This window comes from Paraburkholderia sp. SIMBA_053 (genome assembly GCF_046534895.1).
GTDB lineage: Bacteria > Pseudomonadota > Gammaproteobacteria > Burkholderiales > Burkholderiaceae > Paraburkholderia > Paraburkholderia caledonica.
Genome location: NZ_JAWRXU010000001.1, coordinates 143,023 through 166,950, shown reverse-complemented (window position 1 = coordinate 166,950; position 23,928 = coordinate 143,023). Strand labels below are relative to the sequence as shown.

Below are 23,928 nucleotides of genomic sequence, written 5' to 3'. Positions count from 1 at the left end.
TTCAGTTCGGGTTGGCAGTGGCGTGAGCGTCGCTGGACGAAAGCAGGCGCCGAAGGAATTCCTGTGTGCGCGGATGCTGTGGCTCGGTCAGCACATCGCGCGCAGGCCCGGTCTCGCAGATCGTGCCGCCATGCAGGAAACACACGCGGTCGGCGACCTCGCGCGCAAAGGCCATCTCGTGCGTGACGACGACCATCGTCATGCCGTCGCGCGCGAGCGAACGCATCACGTTGAGCACTTCGCCGACGAGTTCGGGATCGAGCGCCGACGTCGGTTCGTCGAACAGCAAGGCCTCGGGCTCCATCGCAAGCGCACGCGCAATCGCGACGCGCTGCTGCTGACCGCCCGACAGCTCCGACGGATACGCATTCATCCGATGCGAGAGCCCGACCTTGTCGAGCAGTTGGCGCGCTTGCTCGCGCGCCTGCGCAACCGGCGTGCGTCGCACGTACACGGGCCCTTCCATCACGTTTTCGAGCGCGGTCCGATGCGCAAACAGATTGAAGCGCTGAAACACCATGCCCACGCGCATGCGCAACTCGTGGATGTTCTTCGCGTTCGCATCGACACGCACGCCGTCGATCGTGATCGAGCCCGCGTCATAGGTCTCGAAGCCGTTGATACAGCGCAGCACCGTCGACTTGCCCGAGCCCGACGGGCCGATCAGGCACACCACTTCGCCCGCCTTCACGCTCAGGCTCACGCCCTTGAGCACTTCCTGGTTGTAAAAGCGCTTGTGTATCGCATTGATCTCGATCATCGGCTTTTCCTCAGCGCGAGTTGCTTGCCCAACTGGTTGACGCCGAACATCAGCGGCAGGCTGAGCGCGAGGTAAAGCAGCGCGACGAGCGTGTAGACCGTCATGTTCTGGAACGTCGACGATGCAATCAGTTGACCGGCACGCGTGATTTCCGCGACGGTGATCGTCGACGCCACCGACGAATCCTTCAGCAGCATCACGAGCGTATTGCCATACGGCGGCAGCGCGATCCTGAACGCCTGCGGCAACACCACGCGTCGCATGATCAACGGGCCACGCATGCCGATTGCGTGGGCTGCTTCGATCTGTCCGTGATCGATCGCTTCGATGCCGGCGCGGAAGTTCTCCGCCTGATACGCCGAGTACGCGATGCCAAGGCCGATCACACCCGCCTGAAACGCGGACAGTTGTATGCCCATGTCGGGCAACACGAAATAGATATAAAACAGCTGGACGATGATGGGCAGTCCGCGGATCAGATTGATCACGGTGCTGCCGAACGTCGATAGTGCACGATTGCGCGACACCTTCATCAGCGCGAGCACGAGGCCGAGGACGGAACTGAGCACGAACGCACAAGCCGTGATCTCGATGGTGATGACCGCGCCTTTCAGCAGGATTGGCAGAAAGTCGATCGCGTTCTGCAAAAACATCGCGCCTCCTGATACGCCTGGCAGATCGCCCGCGCCTTCATGTAGCGCGGACAGGTTATAACGCTGCGATACGGCGTGCCGTTCAGCTCATGTGCCACTTCTGCAGAATCTGCTGCAGCGTGCCGTCGGCCTTCATCTTTCTGATCGCGCTGTTGAGCTGTTCGAGCGTCGCGGTGTCGCCCTTACGCACGATGAAGCACACCTGCCCCTTCACGGCCGACTGATACTCGGGCACGAGCCGAACCTGAGTGTTGGCACCCTGCTGCAGCTGATACGCCACGATCGGCTGATCCGCGAAGCCTGCCTTGATGCGGCCGAGCGCGACGTCGCGCATGATGTCCGCGACGGAATCGTAGGTGCGCACTTCCTTGAAGATCCCCTTCTTGTTGAGCGCATCGACGAACGCGGTGCCGACCTGCGCGCCGACCACTTCGCCCTTGAAGTCGTCCATCGACGTGTAATGGCCCTTGTCGTCCGCCTTTACAACGAGGCCTTCGCCGTACGAATAGACGGTGTCGGAGAAATCGACGCTCTGCTGGCGGGCCGGCGTCTTCAGCATCGCGGCCGAAATGATGTCGATCTTCTGCGTGGTCAGCGACGGAATCAGCGCCGAGAACACGCTCTGCTGCACATCGACCTTGAAGCCGGACTCGCGGCCGGCGGCGGAGATGGCGTCGACCATCATTCCCTGGATCGAGTTCGTCTTGACGTCGAGGAACGTGAACGGCACGCCCGTGGCCGTTGCGCCGATCCGGTAGGTCGGTTCGGCGGCATGCGCTGCACCCGGCGCAATCGCGAAAGAAGCGGCAAGACCAGCTGAAAACAGGGTGAAGCGTTTGGCGAACGTAACCATGCATATCTCCAGACAGGGCCAGCGTGTCAGCGACGAGCACTGGCGATTTCGTTATGTGACCGCCAAACCATAATAATCGAATCAAAAAAATCGCAAACAGATTTTTGCGTATCGATATTCGATACGCTATGATGAGATATCTCGTTCAACGTTGAGACGGCAATGGACATTTCGCCTGCAGACGACGGTGCCAGGAACGGCCCCGACCTGCTCTTCAACCAGTCGCTGGAAAAGGGTTTGAGCGTGCTGCGCGCGTTCAGCGCGAAGCGCCGCACGATGACGCTGGCTGAAGTCGCGGACGCGGCGTCGATGTCGAAGAGTTCGGCGCAGCGAATGGTCTACACACTCGAAAAGCTCGGCTATATCCGCAAGCATCCGTTGACGCGCCGCTATCAGCTCACGCCGCGCGTGATGCAGATTGGCTTCAACTATCTCGCCGCCGATACGCTGATCGATGTCGCGAATCCTTTCCTGTCGGAACTGACGAACAACACGGGCGAGACGACAAACCTGACCGAGCCTGACGACGACGAGATGGTCTACGTGTCGCGTTTCGTGTCGACGAAGTTCGTGCCGATCCATATGCCCATCGGCAGCCGCATTCCCATGTATTGCACAGGCAGCGGGCGCGCGTTTCTGAGCGCATTGCCGGCCGACGAGGCGCTCGCGCGCCTCGAGCAGATGAAGCGGGTGGCGTTCACGCCGAACACCGTGACGGAACTCGCCGCGCTCGGCGAAAGGCTCGCCGAGGCTCGTCAGCAAGGCTATGCGACCAACCGCGAGGAGCTGTTCATCGGCGACATGTCGATCGCGGCGCCCGTAGTGGGCAGTCAGGGACGGCCCGTGGCTGCCGTGCATGTCGTTGCACCCACAAGCAGATGGACGTTTGAGGACGCCCGACAGAAACTCGCACCTGCCGTTATCGACTGCGCAAGAGGGATCAGCAATTCGATACGGACCCTGGAGTAACGGTCATCGGGACTCGCGATCGCAACAGTCCAGAGAGCGGCTACACAAACTCCTTCGAATAGGTCTCCCGTTCGTTATCGAGTATCTGCACGCCTAGCTGGGTTTGCACGCCCGCCAGCGGCTCGAAGCAGTCTCGCAGCGCGGTCAGCATCCGCGCGGACAGGCCAGCTTTTGTCGCTATATCGCGGCCCGACAATATGATGATCTGCAAGTGGACGAACGCGTGGTCTTCGGTGGATCGTCCGATCAGAAAGCGCTCGCAACGAATAATGCGGCTTTTGATGTCGACCTCGTTGAACAGACCTGAGTCGATCAGTGCTTCGTTCAGCCGCAGAAGCGTTTGTTCAGGATTGAACTGACTGTCGAGGTTCGAAGAATATTCGAGTCTGACTTGTGGCATGGCAGTTTAAAAATGATCGACCGTCTGGCCGATAGACAGATTGTTTTGCTTTCAAGGTACGAGCTTGACCGCACGCAGAACAATCACCCCACTCTCTCCGCGGCCGCGCGCACTCGAATCGCCGCGAACGCCAGCGCGATGGAGGTGAGGCAATCGAACACGAACAGGCCCGCGGGCGTCAGGACCGTCATTGCAAACGAGGCGATCGGCGGTCCGCTTACGCCGCCGATCGAAAATAGTATCGTTACCGACGATCAATACCGCATAGCTCGTAAGCAAGCCGACAAGCGCCGTATAGTCGTACGTCGACGGCACGGAACTGGCCTCGCCTGACGTCATGCCGTTCGCCGCCCCGCCTCGGCGCCTGAAGTCCGACACCAGTCCTGATCAGAAAAGATGCCGGAACGACACGAGCACGGCGGTCTGATTGAGACTCGACGACGGCGCGTCCGTGCCGACCAGCACCGCCTGTCCGAGCGGCGCCGCGAAGCTGTCCGTATGCGATGCCCGCTGATACGCGACCTGCATGTAGACGTCGGTACGCTTGGTCAGGTTGTAGTCGATCATTCCGCCAAAGTTACCCCAATGCGGCCGCGACTGGCCCGCGTTGCTCTCGTAATGCGCCATCGTGTACGTGTACATCAGGCCCGCATAGAACGCCGGCGTGAACTGATATTTCGCGTTCACTTCGAAGTTATTGAACCTCAGCGAATTGGCCGCGTTGGCGAGATCGCCGAAGTACTCGCTGCCGGTCGCATTGGTCAGATTCGTGTGCGTATAGACAAACCCAACCGTGGCCGCCGACGTCAACGCGTAGTTGATGCCGCCGCCATAAATCTGGTTGCGCGTGGCGGTGAAGTTAGTGTCGGCCGCGGAAACCGCGCCGCCGGCATTGGTCGTCGCGTTGCCGTTGACCTGGAGGTATGCGCCCGCCACCGTCACGGCGCCGCTCGAGTACTGCCCGGCCAGTCCATAAAGACGATTGTTCGCAAAGCCGCCAGCCGCGTTACTGAACGCGTACATGCCTTCGAACGTGAAGCCCGCATATTTGTTGCTGACGAACTTCACCGCATTGCTCACCCGGATCGAGTTGTCGGTATTGTCGTTGTCGTAGACGTGCGAGAGCAGGCTACCGGCCCAGTTGCCGTTCGCGGTAAGCGGCCCAAGCAGATCGACCAGCGGGTCGTATTGGCGGCCGAACGTGACCGTCCCGAGACTGTCCGACTGAACGCCGACATATGCCTGACGGCCGAAAATTCGCCCGCCGTTTCCAAGCGCGCCGGTATTCAGATTGAAGCCGTTCTCGATCTGGAACACCGCCTTCAGGCCGCCGCCGAGATCTTCGGTACCCTTGAGACCCCAGCGGTCGCCGGAATCCTGACCCGACGTTGTTTCGATATTGTCTTGCCTTTCACGTTGCTCGTGTATTGCAAGCCTTCGTCGATCGCACCGTAGAGCGTCACGGTGCTCTGCGCCGACGCATACGTGGGCACGGCGACGACGCTGGCAGCCGCAAGGGAGAAAAGCACGCTTTTTGTCTTTTGGTTCATTGGTTGATTGCCCCTGTAAGAAGATTGATTCGACTTTCCGGCCTCCTCTTGCGCCCGGAAAGTTGCGAAGACAGTGCAAGACTAAATTGGAGGAAATAATGTCAGCGTGAAATACAGTATTGACGGAAATTCGTTGCCTGAGACCCACAGTCCTACTTAACAATCATGTTCCGTGGGCCTATTCATTGCCTATGCTTTGTCATCCTAATTAACGTTTTCGAACCGCGAGTGTCCTCACGGCACATGCTTTACACGCTGGCGATCAGCCCGCCGTCCACCCGCATGATCGAACCGGTCACGTAAGACGCGGCTTCGCTGGCGAGAAACGCCACCGCCTGCGCGTACTCTTCAGGACGGCCATAGCGGCCAAGCGGAATCGAACCCGTGCTTTCGATGGAGACTTCCTCCACGGTCCGTCCTTCGCGCTTCGCTTTCGACTCGTCGAGAAAACGGATTCGGTCCGTGCCGATGCGACCCGGCACGACGAGATTCGCTGTAATGCCGTCACGGCCCACTTCGCGCGCCAGTGTCTTGGACCAGCCGACCAGCGACATCCGCAATGCGTTCGACACCGCCAGCCCCGCGATCGGCGCCACGACGCCGGACGAAGCACTCGTGACCACGCGTCCCCAGTGTTTCTCTTTCATGCCTGGCAGCACACGGTCCGTAATGCCAATAACGGAAAGGACCATCGAGCGGAAATGGCGCTCCCACAAATCCGCCGGCTGACCGGAGGCCGGTGTCGGCGGCGGCCCGCCCGTGTTATTGACCAGAATGTCGACCGTGCCGAAGCGTTGCTCGATTGCATCGATACGCGCGTCGATGACGCCGAGATCGCCGAGATCCCATTCCAGCGACATCACTTCCGCCCCGGCCTCGCGCACCCGGTTAGCGACGGCTTCCAGCGCGGCCGGATTAATATCCGCCACCACGACCTTCGCGCCTTCGTTGGCCAGAGCCAGCGCGATCGCACCGCCTAAGCCGCCGCCCGCGCCCGTTACCAGCGCGATCCTGTTCCTGATTCCGAGATCCATGTTCTATCCAGTGTGTCCGGCAACCGCGCCGGCTTGAGTTGAAGAGCGGCCTGCCGGCCGGTCGTGCAAAATCTGAAAAACGATGCTTTTCATCGACGCGCCTGTGCGCGTCAGAACGGGCTCGCGATCATCGCGCCGGTCCGCCTCGCTTGGGAGGCGGGGTCGAGCAACGGACTGTCCGGCAGCGGCGTATCGCGCCGGTAATGCGCAACCGCGAAATCGATGAAGCGTCGCACTCGTGGCGTCATATAGCGATGCCCTGAGTAAAGCATCCACAGCGTGCGTACCCCGCTCTCGAGTTCGAAGCCTTCCAGCAGCGGTATCAGCGAACCGTCCTGAATCTCGGCGGCGACCAGCGAGGCCGGCAAGCGGGCGATGCCCAGTCCGGCTTTCGCCGCGCGAATCAGCGTCAGCAGATTCGAAGAGCTGAGAACGGGTCGCAGCAGGACACGCTGAGCGCCGTATGCATCGCCGAATTCCCACGAACGCACGCACGGGTCGGAGGTCGTGAGTACATCGTGTTCGGCCAGATCGGCGGGCCGATCCGGCGCCTCCTTCTGCGCGAGATAGGCGGGCGACGCGACGATCACATCCCGCAGCCTCGTGAGCGGGCGGCAGACGAGAGATGAATCGCGCAAACGCCGCTCCGCAACGAAGCACGCGTCGAAGCTGCCGACCGTGAGATCGTGTGTCGACGCGAACACCGTGAGTTCAAAATCCACGCGCGGCTCCAGCGCGCGGAACTTGCCGATCAGCTCGCTCAATTCCGCGGCCGCGAACGATTCGTGCGCCGCTACCTTCAACGATCCTCCCGCCTCGCGCGCGGCCGAGCAGACGTTCGCTTCGAGCGTATCGAGGTGCCGCAATACCTCGTGGCAGCCTTGCCAGTATTCCTGCCCCGCTTCGGTCAGCGACACGCTGCGCGTCGTGCGGTTCAGCAGTCGCAGATTGAGATGAGTCTCCAGAGTTGCGACGCTGCGCGTCACCATCGCGACCGACACCCGCAATTCCTTTGCGGCAACGGTGAAGCTGAGCGTCTCGGCAACCTTGGCGAAACTGCGCATGGCGGAGAGCTGGTTCATATCCCTACTACCCCCTAAACAGATTGACCGGCTGCTAGCCCGCCATCCAGCCGCCATCGACCATCAGATTGATGCCGGTCACGAAACTCGCGAGCGGACTGGCGAGAAACAACGCGGCGCCGGCCACGTCTTCCGGACGCCCCAGCCTCGGCCACGGCGTGCGTTGATGCGAATACTCCAGCGCGCGCGGATCGTTGGCCGCGCCGGGCTTGCCCGTAATGATCTTGCCCGGCGCCACCGCATTGCAGACGATCAGGTCCCGCGCGTGGTCGACCGCAATCTGCCTCGTCAACTGCACCGTGCCGCCTTTGGTCACGCCGTATGGAAAATCGCCGGGTGAAGCGACCATGCCGTGCTGCGACGAAATATTGACGATGCGTCCGCGCACTTCATCGGCAGGCTCCTGAGTGAGCATCTGCTGAACCGCTCGCTTGCAGCCGTTGAACATACCGGTCAGATTGACCCGGACGACCTGTTCCCATTGCGTCTGCGTGGTCTCGACGAGATTCGTGCTGGTGTAGATCGCGGCGTTGTTGACCATCACGTCGAGGCGGCCGTAACGCTCCACGGCGATGGCGACCAGCCGGTCGACCTCTTCCCAGTGCGAGACGTCGGTCGGCACGCTGATCGCGGATCCTCCTGCGCGTTCGATTGCGATCTGCGTCGTGTCGCCGCCTTCGATCGGCGCTTCGCGCAGATCGGCCAGCACCACGCGCGCGCCTTCGGCGGCGTACCGGATGGCAATCGCGCGGCCGAGGCCGGAACTCGCCCCGGTCACGACCGCGACCTTGTTCTCAAGCAAACCCATGTTTCGTCGCTCCTATTACCTGGCCGGTCGGTTCCGGCCTCGTCGTGCGACCGCTTTCGTCAATCAACGTGCCGCGCAGATACACGGCGGTGAGCCTGCCGGGCACGCGCATGCCGTCGAACGGGGTGTAGCCGGCACGCGAGAACTGGTCGGCGTGCGCGATACGTGTGTCGAGCCGCGGGTCGAGCACCAGAATGTCCGCGTCGCGTCCGCGTGCGAGCGTGCCCTTGCGCTCGCCGATGCCAAAACGCTGCGCGGGATTGGTCGAACACATGCGAACGAGCGCAGGCAGATCGATATCGCCGGTCGCGACGAAATGCAGCATCGTGGCAAGCAGCGTCTGCACGCCCGGCATGCCGCCGGGGATATCGGCGAAACTGCCGTACGCGGCGGTCTTTTCCGCGCGCGAGTGCGGCGCGTGATCGGTCGCGACGATGTCGATCAGGCCGTCGCGCAACGCGGCCAGCAGCGCGTCGCGATCTTGCGCCGTGCGCATCGGCGGCGACGCTTTCAGGTCGGCGCCTTGCGTGGCGTAATCGTCGGCGGTGAACAGCAGGCACTGCGGCGTGGTTTCGATACTCACGTCCGCAAGACCGCGCATTCGCCGGAACGTGTCGATGCCGAGCGCGGAATTGGTCTGCCGCACATGAACGCGTGTTTGCGCCTGCGCGGCGGCAAGGATGATCTTCGCGATACCGGTCGCCTCCGCGAGCGGCGAGCGGCTGGCGAGAAATTCGGCCACGCCGCCTTTCGCGACGGCTTCCAGGATCGACTGGTCGCCCGGCGACACGCACGCCAGCGTGCCCAGCGGCTTGACCGATCTGAGCGCGTGCAGCAACGACGCCTGCGTGTGGTGCAGATAGCCGGCCGGAACGTCGGCCGTGAAAATTTCGAACGACACCGGACCCAGCGCCCGGATCGCTTCCAGTTGAGTCGCGTCGCGGCGCAACGCGACCTGAAGCCCGACGTCGACGTGCAAGCGCCCACGTGCGATGCGTTGCTTGTCGACGAACGTATCGACGCTGTCGGTCCAGGGATCGTCGGTCGGCATGTCGAGCAGCGTCGTGACACCGCCCGCCGCCGCGGCCCGCGTGCCCGACGTGAAGTCTTCCTTATGCGTGAGGCCAGGATCGCGCAGATGCACATGTGCATCGACCAGACCCGGAAGCAGATAGCAGCCGTCCACACGACGCTCGACCTTTGCGGCCGCCGGCGCGTCCGGATCGAGCAATGCAGCCACACGTCCGTCGCTCACGCACAGATCGGCGCGTAACGTTCCGCACGCCTCGACGATCGTCGCACCGCGCAGCACCAGATCAAACACGATGGGTCTCCCGTAAGCGGTTCATCAGCAGAGCCCCGCGAGTCGGCTTTCTTCGTGCGTCACGACTTCAAGCAATGCCGCGCGCCCGTCCCGCACCGTCGCGACGCAACGCCGCAGCGCCGCGCTCAGGTCCTCCGGGTCGATGACACATTCGCCGTGTCCACCCAGCGCCTCAGCGATGGGTGCGTATTCGCCCGACACGCGGTTGGCCTGATACTTCTTTGTCGCCACCGGCATGCTCGCGGCGTAGCCGCCGAGTACATGATTGCGCAGCACGATCGCGAGCACCGGCAGCTTGCAGCGCACCGCCGTCTCGAAGTCGAGTCCGACCATGCCGAACGCGGACTCGCCCATGATCGCGGCGACGGTTGCGTCCGGCCGCGCCAGTTTTGCGCCCATCGCAAATCCGAGACTGCTGCCGAGCTGCGTAGTCTTGCCCCACCCCAGATAACCGCGCGGCTCGGTGACGTCGTAGAACGGACTGAACTGGTCGCGCGGATTGCCGGCGTCGTGAGTGACGATGACTTTTTCGCGTTCGAGTGCCTCCATGATTTCCCACACCACCCGATACGGAGAGATCGGACTGCCGCCCGCATTCAGCAGCGGCATCCAGTCGTCCATGAACTGGCGGCGGCACGTCGCGATCTCGTGCGTCAGATCGCCGTCGTTGCGAGCGCGTTCGGCCCATGCCGCCGGTTCCTCTCGAACCCGTGCGAGCAGCTGGCGCAGTACAGAGCGGCAATCGCCGACCACCCCGAGCGCAATTGGATAGTCCTTGCCGAGATCGTCGGGATCGATGCTGACCTGCAAGACCCGCTTGTTCGCCGGCACGGGCCGGATGTAATACGACCGCGTAAGACTGCTGCCGAGCGCAAGGATCACATCGGCGCGCTCGATGAAGCGGTCCACCGTGGCGGGGCGCGCGCGCCCAGCGGTGCCGAGCGCGAGCGGATGCCGCTCGGACATCGCGCTCTTCGCGTTCGGCGTGGTCATCACCGGAATCCGCGTGAGTTCCGCGAATTCGGTGAGTTCCGTGGTCGCATGAGCGTTGAGCACGCCCTGTCCGGCAAGGATCACCGGATGTCGGGCGGCCAGCAACGCCTGCACGATCTCGTCGATTTCGGCGGCATCGGCTTGCGGTCGCGCGCGCCGCACGAGCGGTCGATTCGACGCGCCGATACCGCATTCCTGCTCGAGCAGATCCACCGGCAGTTCGAGCAGCACCGGCGCGGGCGGCCCGTTGCGCACGCGCGAGATCGCGCTATGCAGCAGCTGCGGCAGGTCTTCCAGCCGTACCACCGACTCGCACCATTTGGTGATGTGCGTGAAGTTACGGCGCGCTTCGAAATTCGGCGCCACCGCTTCCGAGCCGCGCGGATATCCGGTCGGCAGGAACAGCACCGGCGCGCGGTCGTTCCATGCCTGCGCCACGCCGGCAAATGCCGCTTCGGCGCCTGGTCCATATTGCACGGTGACCACCGTCAGGTCGTCGGTGGCCGTGGTCCGCGCATGTCCTTCCGCAATGTTGACAGCGACGCGCGGCGTGCGCGCGATCACCGGCGGAATGTCCAGCTCCGCCGCCGCATCGAACAACCCGCTGCTCGGGAAGCCGATGATGTGTTTCATACCCTGCTGCTTGAGAATTGCGGCTACCGTTTGCGCTCCCGTCATTGCGCGCTCCGGTACGACCAACACCTGGCTGACACCGTCACGTTCAGGCTCCCTTGCGAAACTGCGTGTGGTTGGCCAGCCAGTGACGCGCGATGTCCTCGCGTCGCATGAAAGCGGCTTGTCCGCGTGAACGCCCGACGTGCTCGATCACCTCTTTCAGTCCCGACGCGCGATTGGGCTGGCCGCTCCAGCGCGCATGCGCCGCGATGGTCAGCATCTTGCCGCCGGCCTCGTCTGCTTCGTCGATCAGATAGTCGATCGCGCAACGGCAATCCTCGGCGAAATCGCGGGGATTGCTGTAGCCCGGCGCCATCAGATAGCGGCTGTCGTTCAGCGTCTTCGAGTACGGGACGACCAGCAATTCGCCGTCGTCGTGTTCGACAAAGTACGGAATGTCGTCGTTGCACGGGTCGGAGTAGTACAGAAAGCCGCCGGTTTCGATAATCAGATCGCGTGTATTCACGCTCGGAAACGACCGGCAATTCCAGCCAGGCGGATGCACGCCGAGCACCTCACGGTAGAGATCGATCGCCGCCCGCATTTGCCGCCCTTCCTCTACGCGGCTCATGCCGGGATAGTCGGTCCAGCGCAAGCCGTGACCGAGCAGATCGTGTCCGCGCTCTTTCATCCATGCGGCGACCTCCGGATTGCGCTGCAGGGCGACCGCACACGCGGATACGGTGACGGGAATCCGGTAACGGTCGAACAATCTCGCCAGCCGCCAGACACCGGCGCGGCTGCCGTATTCGAAGTGCGTCTCCGTGCCGAGGTCGCGCAAATTCGGGCTCGAGCTCAGGTTGTACTCACCCCAGTTGTCGTTGCGGCCGTCCTCCAGCCACGAGTATTCGGAACCCTCTTCGTACACCAGCACGAGATTGATCGCGACTTTGGCGCCGTTGGGCCACGTCACCAGCGGCGGCCTCGCGCCGTAGCCGATGAAATCCCGCGCCGGGCCTTGAGTTTGAGTGTCGGTCATGAATGCAGGTCTCTCGTTCAGGAACGACTGGCGACGAGCCAGTCCATGTAATCGTGAAAGGCGACGCGGCCCTCGCGCGGACGCCAGTCCGTATCGCGTTCAAGCCGCGAAATGTCGTAGGCACCCCACATGCCGGTGGCGAGCGCCGGGTCCTGGATCACGTTCGCGCCGGCTTCGCCGGTCACTTCGTAACGAACGCCGGGTACCCGTTGCGCCGCCCAGCCGATGATGTCGCCGATCGTCGTAGTCACGCCGCTCGCAACGTTGTAGTGCCGGTAACGCAGCCGCGACGCCTCGGTGAGCGCGAGAATCGCGCGCGCGGCGTCGACGGAATGGAGGTAGTCGCCGACCGGCGTCAGGCTATTCGGTTTGATGAGCTCGCCGTCCAGCGCCATCTGTGCGACCCGGTTCGGCACGTGGCGGAAATCGCGGCTTTCGGTGGCCCGATCCATCGGCCCATAAATTGACGAGAGCCGCACGGAGGCCGCCGACAATCCGAACAGATCCGCGTAACGGTTGACGACCATCTCCGAAGCAAATTTGGAAATGCCGTACAGCGTGAGCGGCGCGACGTAGCCGTCCTCCGGCAACGGCTCGTGCGACCAGTCGGGCCCGTGGTGACGGTAGACCGACCCGGAACTGATATAGATGAAACGCTTGAGCGCGGGCTGCTGCCGTGCCCACTCCAACACCTGCACCGTACCCATCAGGTTGACGTCGACGATGCGCGCGGGCGTGAGCGCTTCGGGCGGCAGACGCGCTGCTTCCTCCGCGCTGCCGCGCGAGATCGGCGTGACCGTCGCGCCGTGCACGACCGCCGAGATATCGTGACGGTCGAGTTCCGCCGCCCAGCCCGTAGGATCGCGCACGTCGCCTTCGATCACGGTGAGCCGATCCCGCACCGACGCGAACCAGGCTTGCGCGGTGTCGTCGAGTCCGGCGCGGTCGAGGATGACAGCGCGCCGATCGGGATGCTGGTCGAGCCATTCGCGGGCGACCACGCTCATGACGAAACCGGTCCCGCCTGTAATCAACAAGTTCATCTCATTCCCTGACAAAATGGATTGCAGCGCGCGTGCGGCGGTTGTGAATCAACGCGCCGTATAGCCGCCGTCCACGAGCAGATCGGTGCCGGTCACGAACGACGCGTCGTCGCTCAGCAAGAATGCCGTGCTCGCGCCGATCTCATCCGGACGGCCGATGCGGCCCAGCAGATGCGCCGGGCCGAGTTCCGCATCGGCGTGGTCGAGCGACGCAAACGAGCGCAACAGCCGCCCCGTGCGTACCGCGCCGGGCGACAGACTATTGACGCGAATACCGGCGTCCGCGTGATCGACGGCCATCAGCCGCGCGAGGTGAATCAACCCCGCCTTGGCCGCGCAATAGGCCACCGAACGCGCCGCCGCCACGTGACCCAACTGCGACGCCACCAGCACGATGGAGCCGCCGCCGCTTTCGCGCATCAGTGGTACGACAAAGCGGCTCAGCAAAAACGCGCCCGTGAGCGACACGTCGATTTCCTGATGCCAGTGCGCCGGCGCCAGATCCTCCACGGAACCGTCGTGCCACGGCGCCGCCGCGTTATGAACAAATCCGTCGAGACGGCCGAACCTCGCCCGCGTCAGTTCGACCGCCGCGCGCGCCGATTCGATGTCCGTCACGTCGCATTGCACGGATAGCGCGGCCGCGCCAAGTTGCGCGGCGGTGCGCGCGGCGGCGGTGCCGTCGAGGTCCGCGCACACCACGCTCGCACCTTCGGCAATGCAGCGCGCCGCGATTGCCACGCCGATGTCGCTCGCCGCGCCGCTAATCATCACGACCTTGCCTCGAAGGCGATCGCTCGTGTTCGTGACGCCGCTCATGCTTCGAGTACCGACGGCAACGTGGACTGCCGGGGGAACGGACGTTCGGCCGCAATGAACCGGCCGCGCCCCGGCGTCGAACTGACCTTGCCCTCATGCCAGACCACTTCGCCGCGTGAAATCGTGGTGGTGGGCCAGCCCTGCACCACCATGTTTTCATACGGCGTGTGATCAGTCGCGTGATGCAGCATGCTGTTTTTGATCGTCACTTCGCGCTGCGCATCCCAGATCGCAAAGTCGGCGTCCGAACCGATCGCGATCACGCCTTTCTTCGGATATAGGCCGTACAGGCGCGCGGGCGTCGCCGCGGTCAATTCGGCGAATTGCATGAGCGACATGCGACCGCCGTTGACACCCGCGGAAAACAGCAGAGGCAAACGCGTCTCGATCCCGGGTACGCCATTCGGAATACGCGTGAACGGCGTATCCGGACCCTCGGCGATCTTGTCGCGGTAGTGCCACGGCGAGTGGTCAGACGAGAACACTTCGAGCGTGCCGTCCAGCAAACCGCGCCAGATTTCCGCCTGGTTCTCGCGCGGCCTCGGCGGCGGCGTGCAGACGCACATCGCGCCCGACAGGTCCGGTGTGTCGATATCCTCGGCGGCGAGAAAGAGATACTGCGGACAGGTTTCCGCATACACCGGCAGGCCGCGCTGCTTCGCCCGGCGGATTTCTTCGGTCGCGCTCGCAGCAGACACGTGGCAGATCAGAATCGGCGTCTCGATCACTTCGGCGAGACTGATCGCACGGAAGGTCGCTTCGCGCTCGCCAATGGCGGGCCGCGAGATGACGTGATAGCGCAGTTGCGTCTTGCGCGCCTTCAGAAAATGCTCGGTCAGCCAGCGGATGCAGGCGTCGTTCTCCGCATGCACCATGACCATCGCGCCTTCCTGGCGCGCCACGTTGAGCACTTCGAGCACTTCGTAGTCGTCGAGTTTCAGGCCTTCGTACGTCAGATAGATTTTCACCGACGTGCAACCTTCGGCGATCAGTTGCGGCAGTTCTTCTTCCAGCAGACGCGGCGTGGGGTCGCCCACGATCAAGTGGAACGTGTAGTCGATATGCGCTTTCGACAACGCGCGTTCGTGATAGTCGGCCACCACTTCAGCCAGCGACTGCCCGCGCATCTGCATCGCGAACGGAATGATGGTCGTGGTGCCGCCGCACAGCGCGGACAGCGTGCCGCTCTGGAAATCGTCCGCGGTGGATTTGCCTTCCCACGGCTGCTGATCCATATGGCAATGCGCGTCGACGCCGCCGGGCATCACGATGCGGCCCGCCGCCGACACCTCTCGCCGTCCGGCAGGCAATCCCGCCTCGATCGCGACGATGCGTCCGTCCCGCACACCGATATCGACTTCGGCTGTGCCGTCGGGCAGCACGACCGTGCCGCCGCGAATCACGAGTTCGAAAGAAAACGTGCCGTCGCTCATGCGCGGGTTCCTCCGGTGGTGCTTTGCTGAAACACGGGGCGCATCGTACGCAACTCCTCGAGGCTGATATGGCAGGCAATCTCATGCGTCGGCGATGCTTGCCGCACCGGCGGCGCGACGGTGTCGCAAATGTCGCCAATCTTGCGATGGCAGCGCGACGCGAAGCGGCATCCCGGCGGCACGTTGATGGGGCTCGGCGTTTCGCCGGTCAGGCGGATCCGCTCCTGTTGTTTGACCGACGCGTCCGGACTATGAACGGCGGACAGCAGCGCTTCGGTGTACGGGTGGTAAGGCGGCGCGAATATCTCTTCGGCGAGGCCTTTTTCCATGATCCGGCCGAGATACATCACGACGATCCGGTCCGCGATATGGCGCACCAGTGCAAGGTCGTGGCTAATGAAGAGCAGCGTGCTTTCCTGCTCTTTCTGGATGGCGAGCAGCAACGTAATGACGGCTGCCTGCACCGACACGTCGAGTGCCGAGACGGGCTCGTCGGCGACGATCAGCGACGGATTCGTCGCAAACGCGCGGGCAATCGCAATACGCTGTTTCTGACCGCCGGAGAGTTGCGACGGCCGGCGTTGCGCGAGTTCGGCGGGTAGCCGGACCAGTTGCAGCAACTCCTGCAAGCGCTTCTCGATCGCCGCTTTATCCTTGTAGCCGCCGAATTTGCGCAGTGCGCGGCGTATCGGCGAAGCCACCGAGTGAGAAGGATTGAGCGTGCTGTCGGGATTCTGGAACACCATCTGGATCGACTGCAGCATGTCGCGCGCGCGCTTCTTCGCCGGCACCTGGGCTAGCTCGACGCCGCCGTACTGTATCGAGCCCGAGGTCGCCCCTTCGAGGCCGACGAGCATGCGTGCGAGACTGGACTTGCCGCAGCCGGATTCGCCGACCAGCCCCATGATCTCGCCCTTGCCTACTTTGAACGAGACCGATTCGTTGGCCTGCACGGTGCGACGTCCGCCGTTGAGCAGGTATTGCTTGGACACGTCGGTGACCGACAGCGCCGTATCACGATCGACGCTTACTGCCGCCTCGCCGCTCAACGCGACGCTTGCGCGCGTAAGGTCCTGCCAGCGGATGCATCGAACCAGATGAGCTTCGTCTTCCGCCGGCGCCAGCGCAATTGCGTTGCGGCCGCATGTTTCCTGCTGGAAGTGAGCGCAGCGCGGTCCGAACCAGCAACCCTGCGGACGCTCTGTCGGCGACGGCAAATGCCCCGGAATCGGCGACAACGCTCGCACGCCCTTCGGGCTTCCAATGCCCGGAATGCAGCCAAGCAGACCTTGCGAATACGGATGACGTGGCTGGCGAAACAGTGTCTGCGTATCGGCTTCCTCGATCATCTCGCCCGAGTACATGATGCCGACCCGATCGCAGGCGCTCGCTATCAAGCCGAGATTGTGCGAGATGTACAGAAGACTCGTGCCGTACTGTTTTCGCAGGTCCGCGATCAGATCGAGAATCGCGGCCTCGACGGTGACGTCGAGGCCGGTCGTCGGCTCGTCGAGCAGCAGCAACGCAGGCCGCGCAAGCAACGCCATTGCAATCACGATCCGTTGTTGCTGCCCGCCTGACAGTTGATGCGGAAAGCGCTTGAGCATTGCGAGCGGATCGGGCAGGCGCACGTTCTCGAGCATGCTCGCAGACAGCTCACGCGCCTCGGCCCGTGAGGAACCCAGATGCTGCATCGGCACTTCGGCGAGTTGCGAGCCGATGGTCTTGACCGGATTGAGCGCGCTCATCGGCTCCTGATAAACCATCGCCACGCGGCGGCCGCGAATGGTGCGCAGCTTTTGCAGACTCGCGCCGACCAGTTCCTCGCCCTCGAAGCGAATGCTGCCGTTCGTCACCCGTCCGGTTCCGCCGAGATAGCCCATCACCGCCATCGCAGTCGTGGTCTTGCCGCAGCCCGATTCGCCGACGAGGCCATAGCTTTCTCCCGGCGCGATGGTCAGCGACACATTCGGCACGGCGACGACGGATTCATAACGGCCGCGATACTCGATGCGAAGATCGCGGATTTCCAGCAACGGCGTATCGCCCGACGACCTTGCATGGCGATTTTCCAGCACGCCTGATTCGATGATCGCATTCATGGCTTCCAGGCCTCCCGCATTCCGTCGGCCAGCAGGTTGAATCCGAGGACGAGGCTCACGATGGCGACCGACGGCGCAATCGACATGAGCGGCCACACGTTGATCACGGTCGTCGTTTCGCGCACCATGCCGCCCCAATCCGGATTGGGCGGCGGCAAGCCGAGCCCCAGAAAACCGAGCACACCGATCGTGATGATCGTGTAGCCGATCCGCAGACACGCGTCGACGAAGAGCGGTCCGCGACAGTTCGGCAACAACTCGCAAACGATGATGTAAAACGTACTTTCCGCGCGCAGACGCGCCGCTGCCACGTATTCCTGCTGCTTCAGGTCGAGTACCAGGCCGCGCACGATCCGGCCGATGCCCGGCGCCGACGCGATCGTGGTGGCCAGCACGATGTTGCCGACCGAGGCACCGACGTTCGCAATCAGGATCACGTAAAGGACGAGCACCGGAAACGCCAGCACCAGGTCCGAAAAACGGTCGACGATCGCTTCGATCCAGCCGCCGAAATAGCCCGCCAGCATGCCGAGCGTGATCCCGGCGAGCATCGCGACCGCGACCGACAGCGGCGCCACCAGTAACACGGTGCGAGCGCCGAAGACCAGGCGCGACAGGATGTCCCGGCCGAGAATGTCGGTGCCGAGCCAGTGCGCCGCCGACGGCGTCGGATCGGCCATCGCCATCGCATCCTGGGCGGTGGGCGACGGCAGCGGCAAGAACGGTGCGAGCACGGCCGCGACGACCCAGAACACGATCAGCGACAAGCCGACGACGGCCGTGGGGGAACTGAACAGACGCGTCCATGCACGCCGCGGAGCGCGTGAGGTACGCACCGCGAGCGGCACCACGCCGGGATCAATGGAAGACATACGATTACCTCACACGGATGCGTGGATTGAGCAGCATGTAGCCGAGGTCGCCGAGAAACTGCGTCACGACGGCGACGAAGACCGTGACCAGCGTGGCGGCTTCCAGCATGGCGATGTCGCCGAACATGCTGGAGTCGAGCAGCATCCGGCCGAAGCCCGGATAGGCGAACACCATCTCGGTCACCACCACGCCGCCGATCAGAAAGTTGATCTGCAGCAGCAACACGGTGAACGGCGCGATCATTGCGTTTCTCAATGCATGCCCGAGAATCACCTGGCGCGGGTTCAATCCTTTCAGGATCGCCGTGCGGATGTAGGGCTTTTCCATCACGCCGATCATCGACACGCGAATCATCCGCGCGACGTAGCCAAAGTCGTAGAGCACCAGTACCGCGACCGGCAACACCAGTTGCGACGCGACCGACCAGCGCCCGCCCTCGCTGCCGTCGAGCGGGCTCGTGCCCGGCAGGATCGGCCAGAGGATCACGAACAGTGTCACCAGAAACACACCCGACGCGAATTCCGGGATCGACGTGAAAGTGATGCAGACGACAGAAAGAATGCGATCGAGCGCCCCTCCTTCCTTGAGCCCGGACAGAATGCCGAACAGCATGGAGAGCGGTACGATCAACGCGAACGCAATCCCCGCGAGAATGGCCGTGTGCCCGAGGCGCTTCCACATCACATCGTTGACGGGGAGTTTATAAAGCGTCGAGTAGCCGAAATTGCCGAAATACTGCGAGCCGCGCGGATCGGTAAAACCCAATCCGTTCGCCGGATCTTCGAGCGGATCCGGCATTACGCCGGCCAGCACGCCGAGCCAGTGTCCGTAGCGCACCATCAACGGGTCGTTCCCGTGCATGCGTTGCGACAGCAGATCGACCTGTTGCTGGGTGGCGTACGGACCGAGCGTGCGGCGCGCCACACTGCCCGGCGTGAACTCGGATACGGCGAATACCACGAATGACGCGCACAACATCGTCACGATCATCAACGTGATGCGTTTAGCGAGAAATGAAGCCATGTCGACGGAACCCATAGTTGGTACGTTCTTGCGACCTCGGGCGGCGCGCCTTGAAGGCGCGCCTATCCGGTTCAGGCGCCCACGGCGTACTGATTCGCGAAGATGTATTGCGACGGATGCACCGTGAAGCCTTTCACCTTCTTATCCATCACCGTCGAGAACGCACGCCAGAACGGTTGCACGATCGGGCCGTCTTCCTGCATCAGCTTTTCGATTTTTGCCATCACCAGGCTGCGTTTCTTCGGATCGAGAATGCCGTCCGCCTGGTCGAGCAGTGCATCGAATTCGGGATTCGCGTAGCCCGACTCGTTCCACGCCGCGTTGGTCCGGTATGCGAGCGACAGCGTCATGACGCCGAGCGGCCGATGCCCCCAGCCCGTGAGACTGAACGGCACCTTGGTCCAGACTTCCCAGTATTGCGCGCTCGGCAGCGGCTTGATGTTGACCTTCACGCCGATGTCCTTGAACTGCTCGGCGAGTGCCTGAACCGTGTTCAACTCCCAGATCGGATCGGGACGCGTCACCATGTCGATTTCGAAGCCGTTCGGGTAACCCGCTTGCGCCAGCAGTTTCTTCGCCTGCACGACGTCGCGGCCGTATTTGGGCAATGCGTAGTATTCCGGATGAACCGGCGCGACGTGATGATCTTCCGCCGACACCCCTGCGCCGAGCAGCGACGTGGCAATGATCTTCTGATGATCGACCGCGAGTTTCATCGCCTTGCGCACGCGCGGGTCGCCGAAAATCTTGTGATCCACACGCATACGCGCCACGCCGGTTTGCGAGGTCAACACGCTGTAGGGCTGCACGTGCGGCAGGCGCTTCATCGCATTCACCTGAACCGCGTCGGCTTCGGAGAGACCGTCGACCTGGCGCGAAGCCATCGCCGAGATGCCGGCGCCCGCGCTGTCGCCCAGGTCGACGAACTCGAACGAGTCCAGATAAGGACCGCTGCCCCAATAGTCTTTACGCGCCTTGTACACCGCGCTCTTGCCGACTGTGTACGAGGTGAGTTCGAACGGGCCGGTGCCGTTGAAGCCCGCGCCGAACATGCCCTTGTCCGCCGGGTCGGTAATGAACATCGCGTAGTGGAACAGATGTTCCGGCACGGCGATTTGCGGTGCGAAACAGTTCAGCCGGACTGTCAGGTCGTCGACCTTCTCAATCGCATTATCGGACCAGATGCGGCTCGCCTTCTTCGGCTTGCCGCTCGCATCCTTCTGACCGGAGTCGTATTCCTGAACGAGGTAACCGGTGAATAGCCCCAGTTGCGACGAACCCACTGCCGGATCGCAGACACGTTTGAGATTCCACACCACGTCGTCCGCATTTAGCGCGCGTCCGTTGTGCCACTTCACGCCCTTGCGGATATGCAGTGTCCAGGTCTTCAGGTCTTCGCTGACTTCCCAGCGCTCCAGCAGATACGGGCGGGTGATATTGTCGTTGCCGGTGAACGTCAGGAATTCGCAAACCTGCCGGATGACATTCGACTTCTCGGCGAAGTCGGCCTGATGCGGACTCTTGATCTCCATGCAGCGCATCCCGATCCGCAGATGCCCGCCTTTGGGCAGCGCGTCAGCGGCTTGCGCGTCGCTAATGAACGGATTCGTTTCGCCGCTCAGCTTGTACGCCGTCATGGCCGACAATCCGAGCAACGTCGCCGTGCGAAGAAAATGACGGCGCGAGAGATTGCCGCTTTTGAGGTCGTCGATGAGAACGGGAATGTAAGGATGCGGCGTTGCTTCGGAATCGTTGGACACTGCATGGTCTCCGGAATAAGTGGGAAGCGGGCGTAAACGGCTGATGGACAGGTTAAGTCGATTCAAGATTTGAACAAAAACGCGAATGCGACATTTCAGGTACAAAAAGCGACATCGCACTTCTTGTGTGACATTGGTCGTGAAAGGTCAGCGTGAGGAATCAGTCAGCGGTTGACGGCGCGCAACACCGCCCTGGCGGACTTCTCTCGGCGTGCTGCCGTAATGCGCGCGATAGATTCGGCCGAAGCGCGCCGCCGACATATAGCCGCATATTTCCGCGACGTCGGAGATGGAGAGATCCGTCTGAAGAATCAGATCGTGCGCGCGGGCCATGCGCAAGCCGGCGTAGAAAGCCGACGGTGTTTTGCCGACGTGCGTGACGAACAGGCGTTCAATCTGACGCGTCGACAGTTGTACGCGGCGCGCGAGCACCTGGAGATCGACAGGATTCTGAATGCTCGACTCCATCACCTTGACGATTTCGAGCAGTTTGGGATTGCGGATGCCGAAGCGCATTTGCGCCGGCAGACGTTGAGCCGAATCCTGCTGACGGATCTCCGGATGATTGAACTGGTCGGAAATCGCGTTCGCGATGTCGCGGCCTTTGCTCGCCGCGATGAGGTGCAGCATCATGTCGAGGGTCACGGTGCCGCCGGACGACGTGACGAACGGACCATCCACCGCAAAGATGGCGTTGGACGCCACGCTGCGCGGAAACTCTTCCTGGAACGCCGCGAGTAGCTCCCAGTGAACGGCGCAACGGCGCCCGTCGAGCAGGCCCGCCTTGGCAATCAGAAACTGACCGGCGCAGATGCCGCCGAGCACGCATCCCCGGCCATGCACCGAGCGCAACCATTTGAACACAGCAGGTTTGTAAGCCTTCGTATGATTCAGCCCCGCGCAGAGGATGATCAGATCGCAGGGGGGCATGTCGGCGATCGAATAGTCGATCGGAAACGGGACGCCCGCGCTCGAGTGAACAGGCGCGCCATCGATGGATATGAAGCTCCATTTATAAAGCCCGCGCCCGGAGATGCGATTGGCCTGGCGGAGCGGATCGACCGCGGCGCCGAAGGTCATCATCGGAAAATCAGGAACCAGAAAGAATCCGACGCGCAACGGGTCGGCCGCCGCTGCGATCATTTCGAGGGCGTTATTGGAGGATCGTTCCATCATCGGGTCACCCGTCGGCATTTGTGAAACCGACAAACTTGCCCTTATTGCTGGAGACTTGTCAACGATTGATCAGAAAGGAAGGAGCGGCCAGAGCGCTTTGGTCGGCCCCTTACAGTTGCGAATGTGTTCGACTCCGGGTCTTAAAGCCAGAACAAGAAGGGGAAAAGTAGTCGTGCCGGGCGGAACGGCCCTCGTTCGGACTCCACGCTCGATGAAAATCGGGTTTTGGCACGTTAGGCCTCGCACGATGAAGACAAAGCGTGTAACCGAACTCTCGCGGCGTTAGGGGTTTCCGTCAGCAGTAGCTTCTGTAGCCCAAACCAGCGTCCAGACATGTCAACCCAGTCTCAAAGCCGTCGTTGTGCTTGCCTCCCTGGCAGGATCACCGGCGCGCCCGATCGACACACCATCCTTAAACGGCGGATGGTGTGGGCGACTCCCTTCACCGCCCCGCGCGCTTGCGCAAGATCACGCCGTACCACCCCATCCCTTCGTATGTTTCGTAGCCCGGCGTGAGGGCGTAGGCCACCAATGTGTCCGCGTCCGGTCTATACGCGCCCGCCTTCGGATCGCTCACTTTGAGCGGCAGCACTTCCTGCAGGACGCCTTTGTCGTCTGAACTGGCGATCACGCGCTTGCGTGCATCGACGAGCAGGCAGCGCGTACGCGTCCACTCCTCCACCGACAAACGCACGCCCTTGACTACCGTCGAAGCTTGCGGGGTCCAATTGAAGAATACCGCCAGTACGCCGAGCGGACGCCCCCGGTTAGCGCCGCCTTCGCGAATCGCCGCCGCGTACGTCGCCACGGCGGCGCCATTGAGCGCCGCCATCGACGCGAGTTCGGCCGCCGCATACTCGGCGCCCGACGCCGACTTCGCCGCCGCCTTGAACCACGGCTCGTCCGCCACGTTCGCTTGCCCTGCCGTGGCGAACTGGCCAGGCCGGCCGGTGGCCACGACGTTGCCCTCCATGTCGATCACCCACAGATCGAGGTACACGGTGTAGCTGTCGAGAATCACGCCCAGCCGCTCTGACGCGAACGCGCGCTGTTCGCGGGTGTCGTGCGCAACGCAATCGACGATCGCGGAGTCGGTCGCCCACCAGCGCACATCGCAGGAGCGTTCGTAGAGGTTGCGATCGACGATCTCGATCATGTTGAGCGCGAGATCCGTGAGGCGCTGCGCTTCCTGCTGCTCGAGCTGCGTGATCATCCGGTCGCCTAGGGCCGTGAGTTCGCGGCCCAGTTCGGTGGTCAACTGTCCGATGCGTTGCGATACTACCTTGACCTGATTTGCGACCACGGCAAAACCGCGCCCGGCGTCGCCGGCACGGGCCGATTCGATCAGCGCGTTGATGGCGAGAAAGGTGGTTTCACGATTGATGTCGTTGATATCCGATACGTTGCCCTTCGCTATACGGTGAACTTCTCGCGTCAAATCGACAATCTCATTGGCGTCCGCCATGACTTTTCCCCGGGCTACGGTTTAGATTCATCTGCCTCGTGCGACCGACCGCACCAAAGTGATGCTGGCGAGCGCCGTTCTGGTGCTGTCGCATTCCTGTTCCTTCTTGTTGGGCGGTTCTTGTTGCCAACTGAATACTTCGAGGTGCAAACAA

Annotated in this window: 23 protein-coding genes; 2 read left to right on the top strand and 21 right to left on the bottom strand. The window is 62.6% G+C overall.

What is annotated here, in order from left to right; genetic code table 11:
* Nucleotide 1: 1 nt before the first annotated feature.
* The 3 genes from SB753_RS00770 to SB753_RS00760 all read right to left on the bottom strand — a co-directional run bounded on the left by SB753_RS00770 (nt 2) and on the right by SB753_RS00760 (nt 2,266).
* Nucleotides 2-760, bottom strand: a complete 759-nt coding sequence (locus SB753_RS00770) for an amino acid ABC transporter ATP-binding protein (protein ID WP_088176304.1) — start codon at nt 758-760, stop codon at nt 2-4.
* A complete protein-coding gene (locus SB753_RS00765; protein ID WP_088176303.1) occupies nt 757-1,413 on the bottom strand; it encodes an amino acid ABC transporter permease in 657 nt (218 codons plus the stop codon). Before SB753_RS00765 ends, SB753_RS00770 begins: the two co-directional genes overlap by 4 nt.
* An 82-nt stretch (nt 1,414-1,495) precedes the next feature.
* Nucleotides 1,496-2,266, bottom strand: coding sequence for an ABC transporter substrate-binding protein (locus tag SB753_RS00760; RefSeq protein ID WP_410798504.1), 771 nt, complete (start codon nt 2,264-2,266; stop codon nt 1,496-1,498).
* 162 nt (nt 2,267-2,428) lie between these two features.
* Between SB753_RS00760 and SB753_RS00755 the strand changes: the two genes are divergently transcribed.
* Nucleotides 2,429-3,235, top strand: a complete 807-nt coding sequence (locus SB753_RS00755; protein ID WP_020067605.1) for an IclR family transcriptional regulator — start codon at nt 2,429-2,431, stop codon at nt 3,233-3,235.
* A gap of 40 nt (nt 3,236-3,275) precedes the next feature.
* Here the strand turns inward: SB753_RS00755 and SB753_RS00750 are convergent, their stop codons facing one another.
* Nucleotides 3,276-3,635 carry a 5-carboxymethyl-2-hydroxymuconate Delta-isomerase gene (locus SB753_RS00750; protein WP_410798502.1) on the bottom strand — a complete coding sequence of 120 codons (360 nt, stop codon included), beginning with the start codon at nt 3,633-3,635 and terminating at the stop codon, nt 3,276-3,278.
* 12 nt (nt 3,636-3,647) lie between these two features.
* On the opposite strand from SB753_RS00750, the gene SB753_RS00745 reads away from it, so the two are divergent.
* Entirely contained in the window at nt 3,648-3,968 is a 321-nt protein-coding gene (locus SB753_RS00745; RefSeq protein ID WP_410798500.1) for a hypothetical protein, read from the top strand.
* A gap of 54 nt (nt 3,969-4,022) precedes the next feature.
* On the opposite strand, the gene SB753_RS00740 is transcribed toward SB753_RS00745, so the two are convergent.
* The 17 genes from SB753_RS00740 to SB753_RS00660 all read right to left on the bottom strand — a co-directional run bounded on the left by SB753_RS00740 (nt 4,023) and on the right by SB753_RS00660 (nt 23,774).
* Complete coding sequence (locus tag SB753_RS00740) at nt 4,023-5,033, bottom strand: porin (protein WP_410799586.1); 1,011 nt, start codon at nt 5,031-5,033, stop codon at nt 4,023-4,025.
* Nucleotides 4,958-5,185, bottom strand: coding sequence for a porin (locus tag SB753_RS00735; RefSeq protein ID WP_410799644.1), 228 nt, complete (start codon nt 5,183-5,185; stop codon nt 4,958-4,960). The genes SB753_RS00740 and SB753_RS00735 overlap by 76 nt, the downstream gene beginning before the upstream one ends.
* 248 nt (nt 5,186-5,433) lie before the next feature.
* Nucleotides 5,434-6,219, bottom strand: coding sequence for an SDR family oxidoreductase (locus SB753_RS00730; protein ID WP_410798498.1), 786 nt, complete (start codon nt 6,217-6,219; stop codon nt 5,434-5,436).
* Nucleotides 6,220-6,329: 110 nt separating this feature from the next.
* The gene (locus tag SB753_RS00725; RefSeq protein WP_204521341.1) at nt 6,330-7,301 is read right to left on the bottom strand and encodes a LysR substrate-binding domain-containing protein; all 972 of its coding nucleotides are present in this window, start codon (nt 7,299-7,301) and stop codon (nt 6,330-6,332) included.
* Nucleotides 7,302-7,335: 34 nt separating this feature from the next.
* Nucleotides 7,336-8,109, bottom strand: a complete 774-nt coding sequence (locus tag SB753_RS00720; protein ID WP_087750706.1) for an SDR family NAD(P)-dependent oxidoreductase — start codon at nt 8,107-8,109, stop codon at nt 7,336-7,338.
* Complete coding sequence (locus SB753_RS00715) at nt 8,096-9,433, bottom strand: dihydroorotase (RefSeq protein WP_218779303.1); 1,338 nt, start codon at nt 9,431-9,433, stop codon at nt 8,096-8,098. Before SB753_RS00715 ends, SB753_RS00720 begins: the two co-directional genes overlap by 14 nt.
* Nucleotides 9,434-9,457: 24 nt before the next feature.
* Nucleotides 9,458-11,104: a thiamine pyrophosphate-requiring protein gene (locus SB753_RS00710; protein ID WP_087750708.1), complete on the bottom strand. Its 1,647-nt coding sequence runs from the start codon at nt 11,102-11,104 to the stop codon at nt 9,458-9,460.
* Nucleotides 11,105-11,147: 43 nt separating this feature from the next.
* Nucleotides 11,148-12,080, bottom strand: coding sequence for a polysaccharide deacetylase family protein (locus SB753_RS00705; protein ID WP_087750709.1), 933 nt, complete (start codon nt 12,078-12,080; stop codon nt 11,148-11,150).
* 17 nt (nt 12,081-12,097) lie between these two features.
* Nucleotides 12,098-13,123 (bottom strand): NAD-dependent epimerase/dehydratase family protein, encoded by a 1,026-nt coding sequence (locus SB753_RS00700; RefSeq protein ID WP_087750710.1) that lies wholly within the window; start codon nt 13,121-13,123, stop codon nt 12,098-12,100.
* A gap of 48 nt (nt 13,124-13,171) precedes the next feature.
* Nucleotides 13,172-13,942, bottom strand: coding sequence for an SDR family NAD(P)-dependent oxidoreductase (locus tag SB753_RS00695; RefSeq protein ID WP_410798497.1), 771 nt, complete (start codon nt 13,940-13,942; stop codon nt 13,172-13,174).
* Nucleotides 13,939-15,375 carry a dihydropyrimidinase gene (gene hydA / locus SB753_RS00690; RefSeq protein ID WP_410798496.1) on the bottom strand — a complete coding sequence of 479 codons (1,437 nt, stop codon included), beginning with the start codon at nt 15,373-15,375 and terminating at the stop codon, nt 13,939-13,941. The genes SB753_RS00695 and hydA overlap by 4 nt, the downstream gene beginning before the upstream one ends.
* Nucleotides 15,372-17,477 carry an ABC transporter ATP-binding protein gene (locus SB753_RS00685; protein WP_410798494.1) on the bottom strand — a complete coding sequence of 702 codons (2,106 nt, stop codon included), beginning with the start codon at nt 17,475-17,477 and terminating at the stop codon, nt 15,372-15,374. The genes hydA and SB753_RS00685 overlap by 4 nt, the downstream gene beginning before the upstream one ends.
* A complete protein-coding gene (locus SB753_RS00680) occupies nt 17,474-18,349 on the bottom strand; it encodes an ABC transporter permease (protein ID WP_410798493.1) in 876 nt (291 codons plus the stop codon). The genes SB753_RS00685 and SB753_RS00680 overlap by 4 nt, the downstream gene beginning before the upstream one ends.
* Before the next feature lie 4 nt (nt 18,350-18,353).
* Nucleotides 18,354-19,388, bottom strand: coding sequence for an ABC transporter permease (locus SB753_RS00675; RefSeq protein WP_204521332.1), 1,035 nt, complete (start codon nt 19,386-19,388; stop codon nt 18,354-18,356).
* Nucleotides 19,389-19,444: 56 nt separating this feature from the next.
* Entirely contained in the window at nt 19,445-21,133 is a 1,689-nt protein-coding gene (locus tag SB753_RS00670; protein ID WP_410798491.1) for an ABC transporter substrate-binding protein, read from the bottom strand.
* Nucleotides 21,134-21,280: 147 nt separating this feature from the next.
* Nucleotides 21,281-22,309 carry a GlxA family transcriptional regulator gene (locus SB753_RS00665; protein WP_310066994.1) on the bottom strand — a complete coding sequence of 343 codons (1,029 nt, stop codon included), beginning with the start codon at nt 22,307-22,309 and terminating at the stop codon, nt 21,281-21,283.
* A gap of 442 nt (nt 22,310-22,751) precedes the next feature.
* Nucleotides 22,752-23,774: a methyl-accepting chemotaxis protein gene (locus SB753_RS00660; RefSeq protein ID WP_410798489.1), complete on the bottom strand. Its 1,023-nt coding sequence runs from the start codon at nt 23,772-23,774 to the stop codon at nt 22,752-22,754.
* Nucleotides 23,775-23,928: the final 154 nt, after the last annotated feature.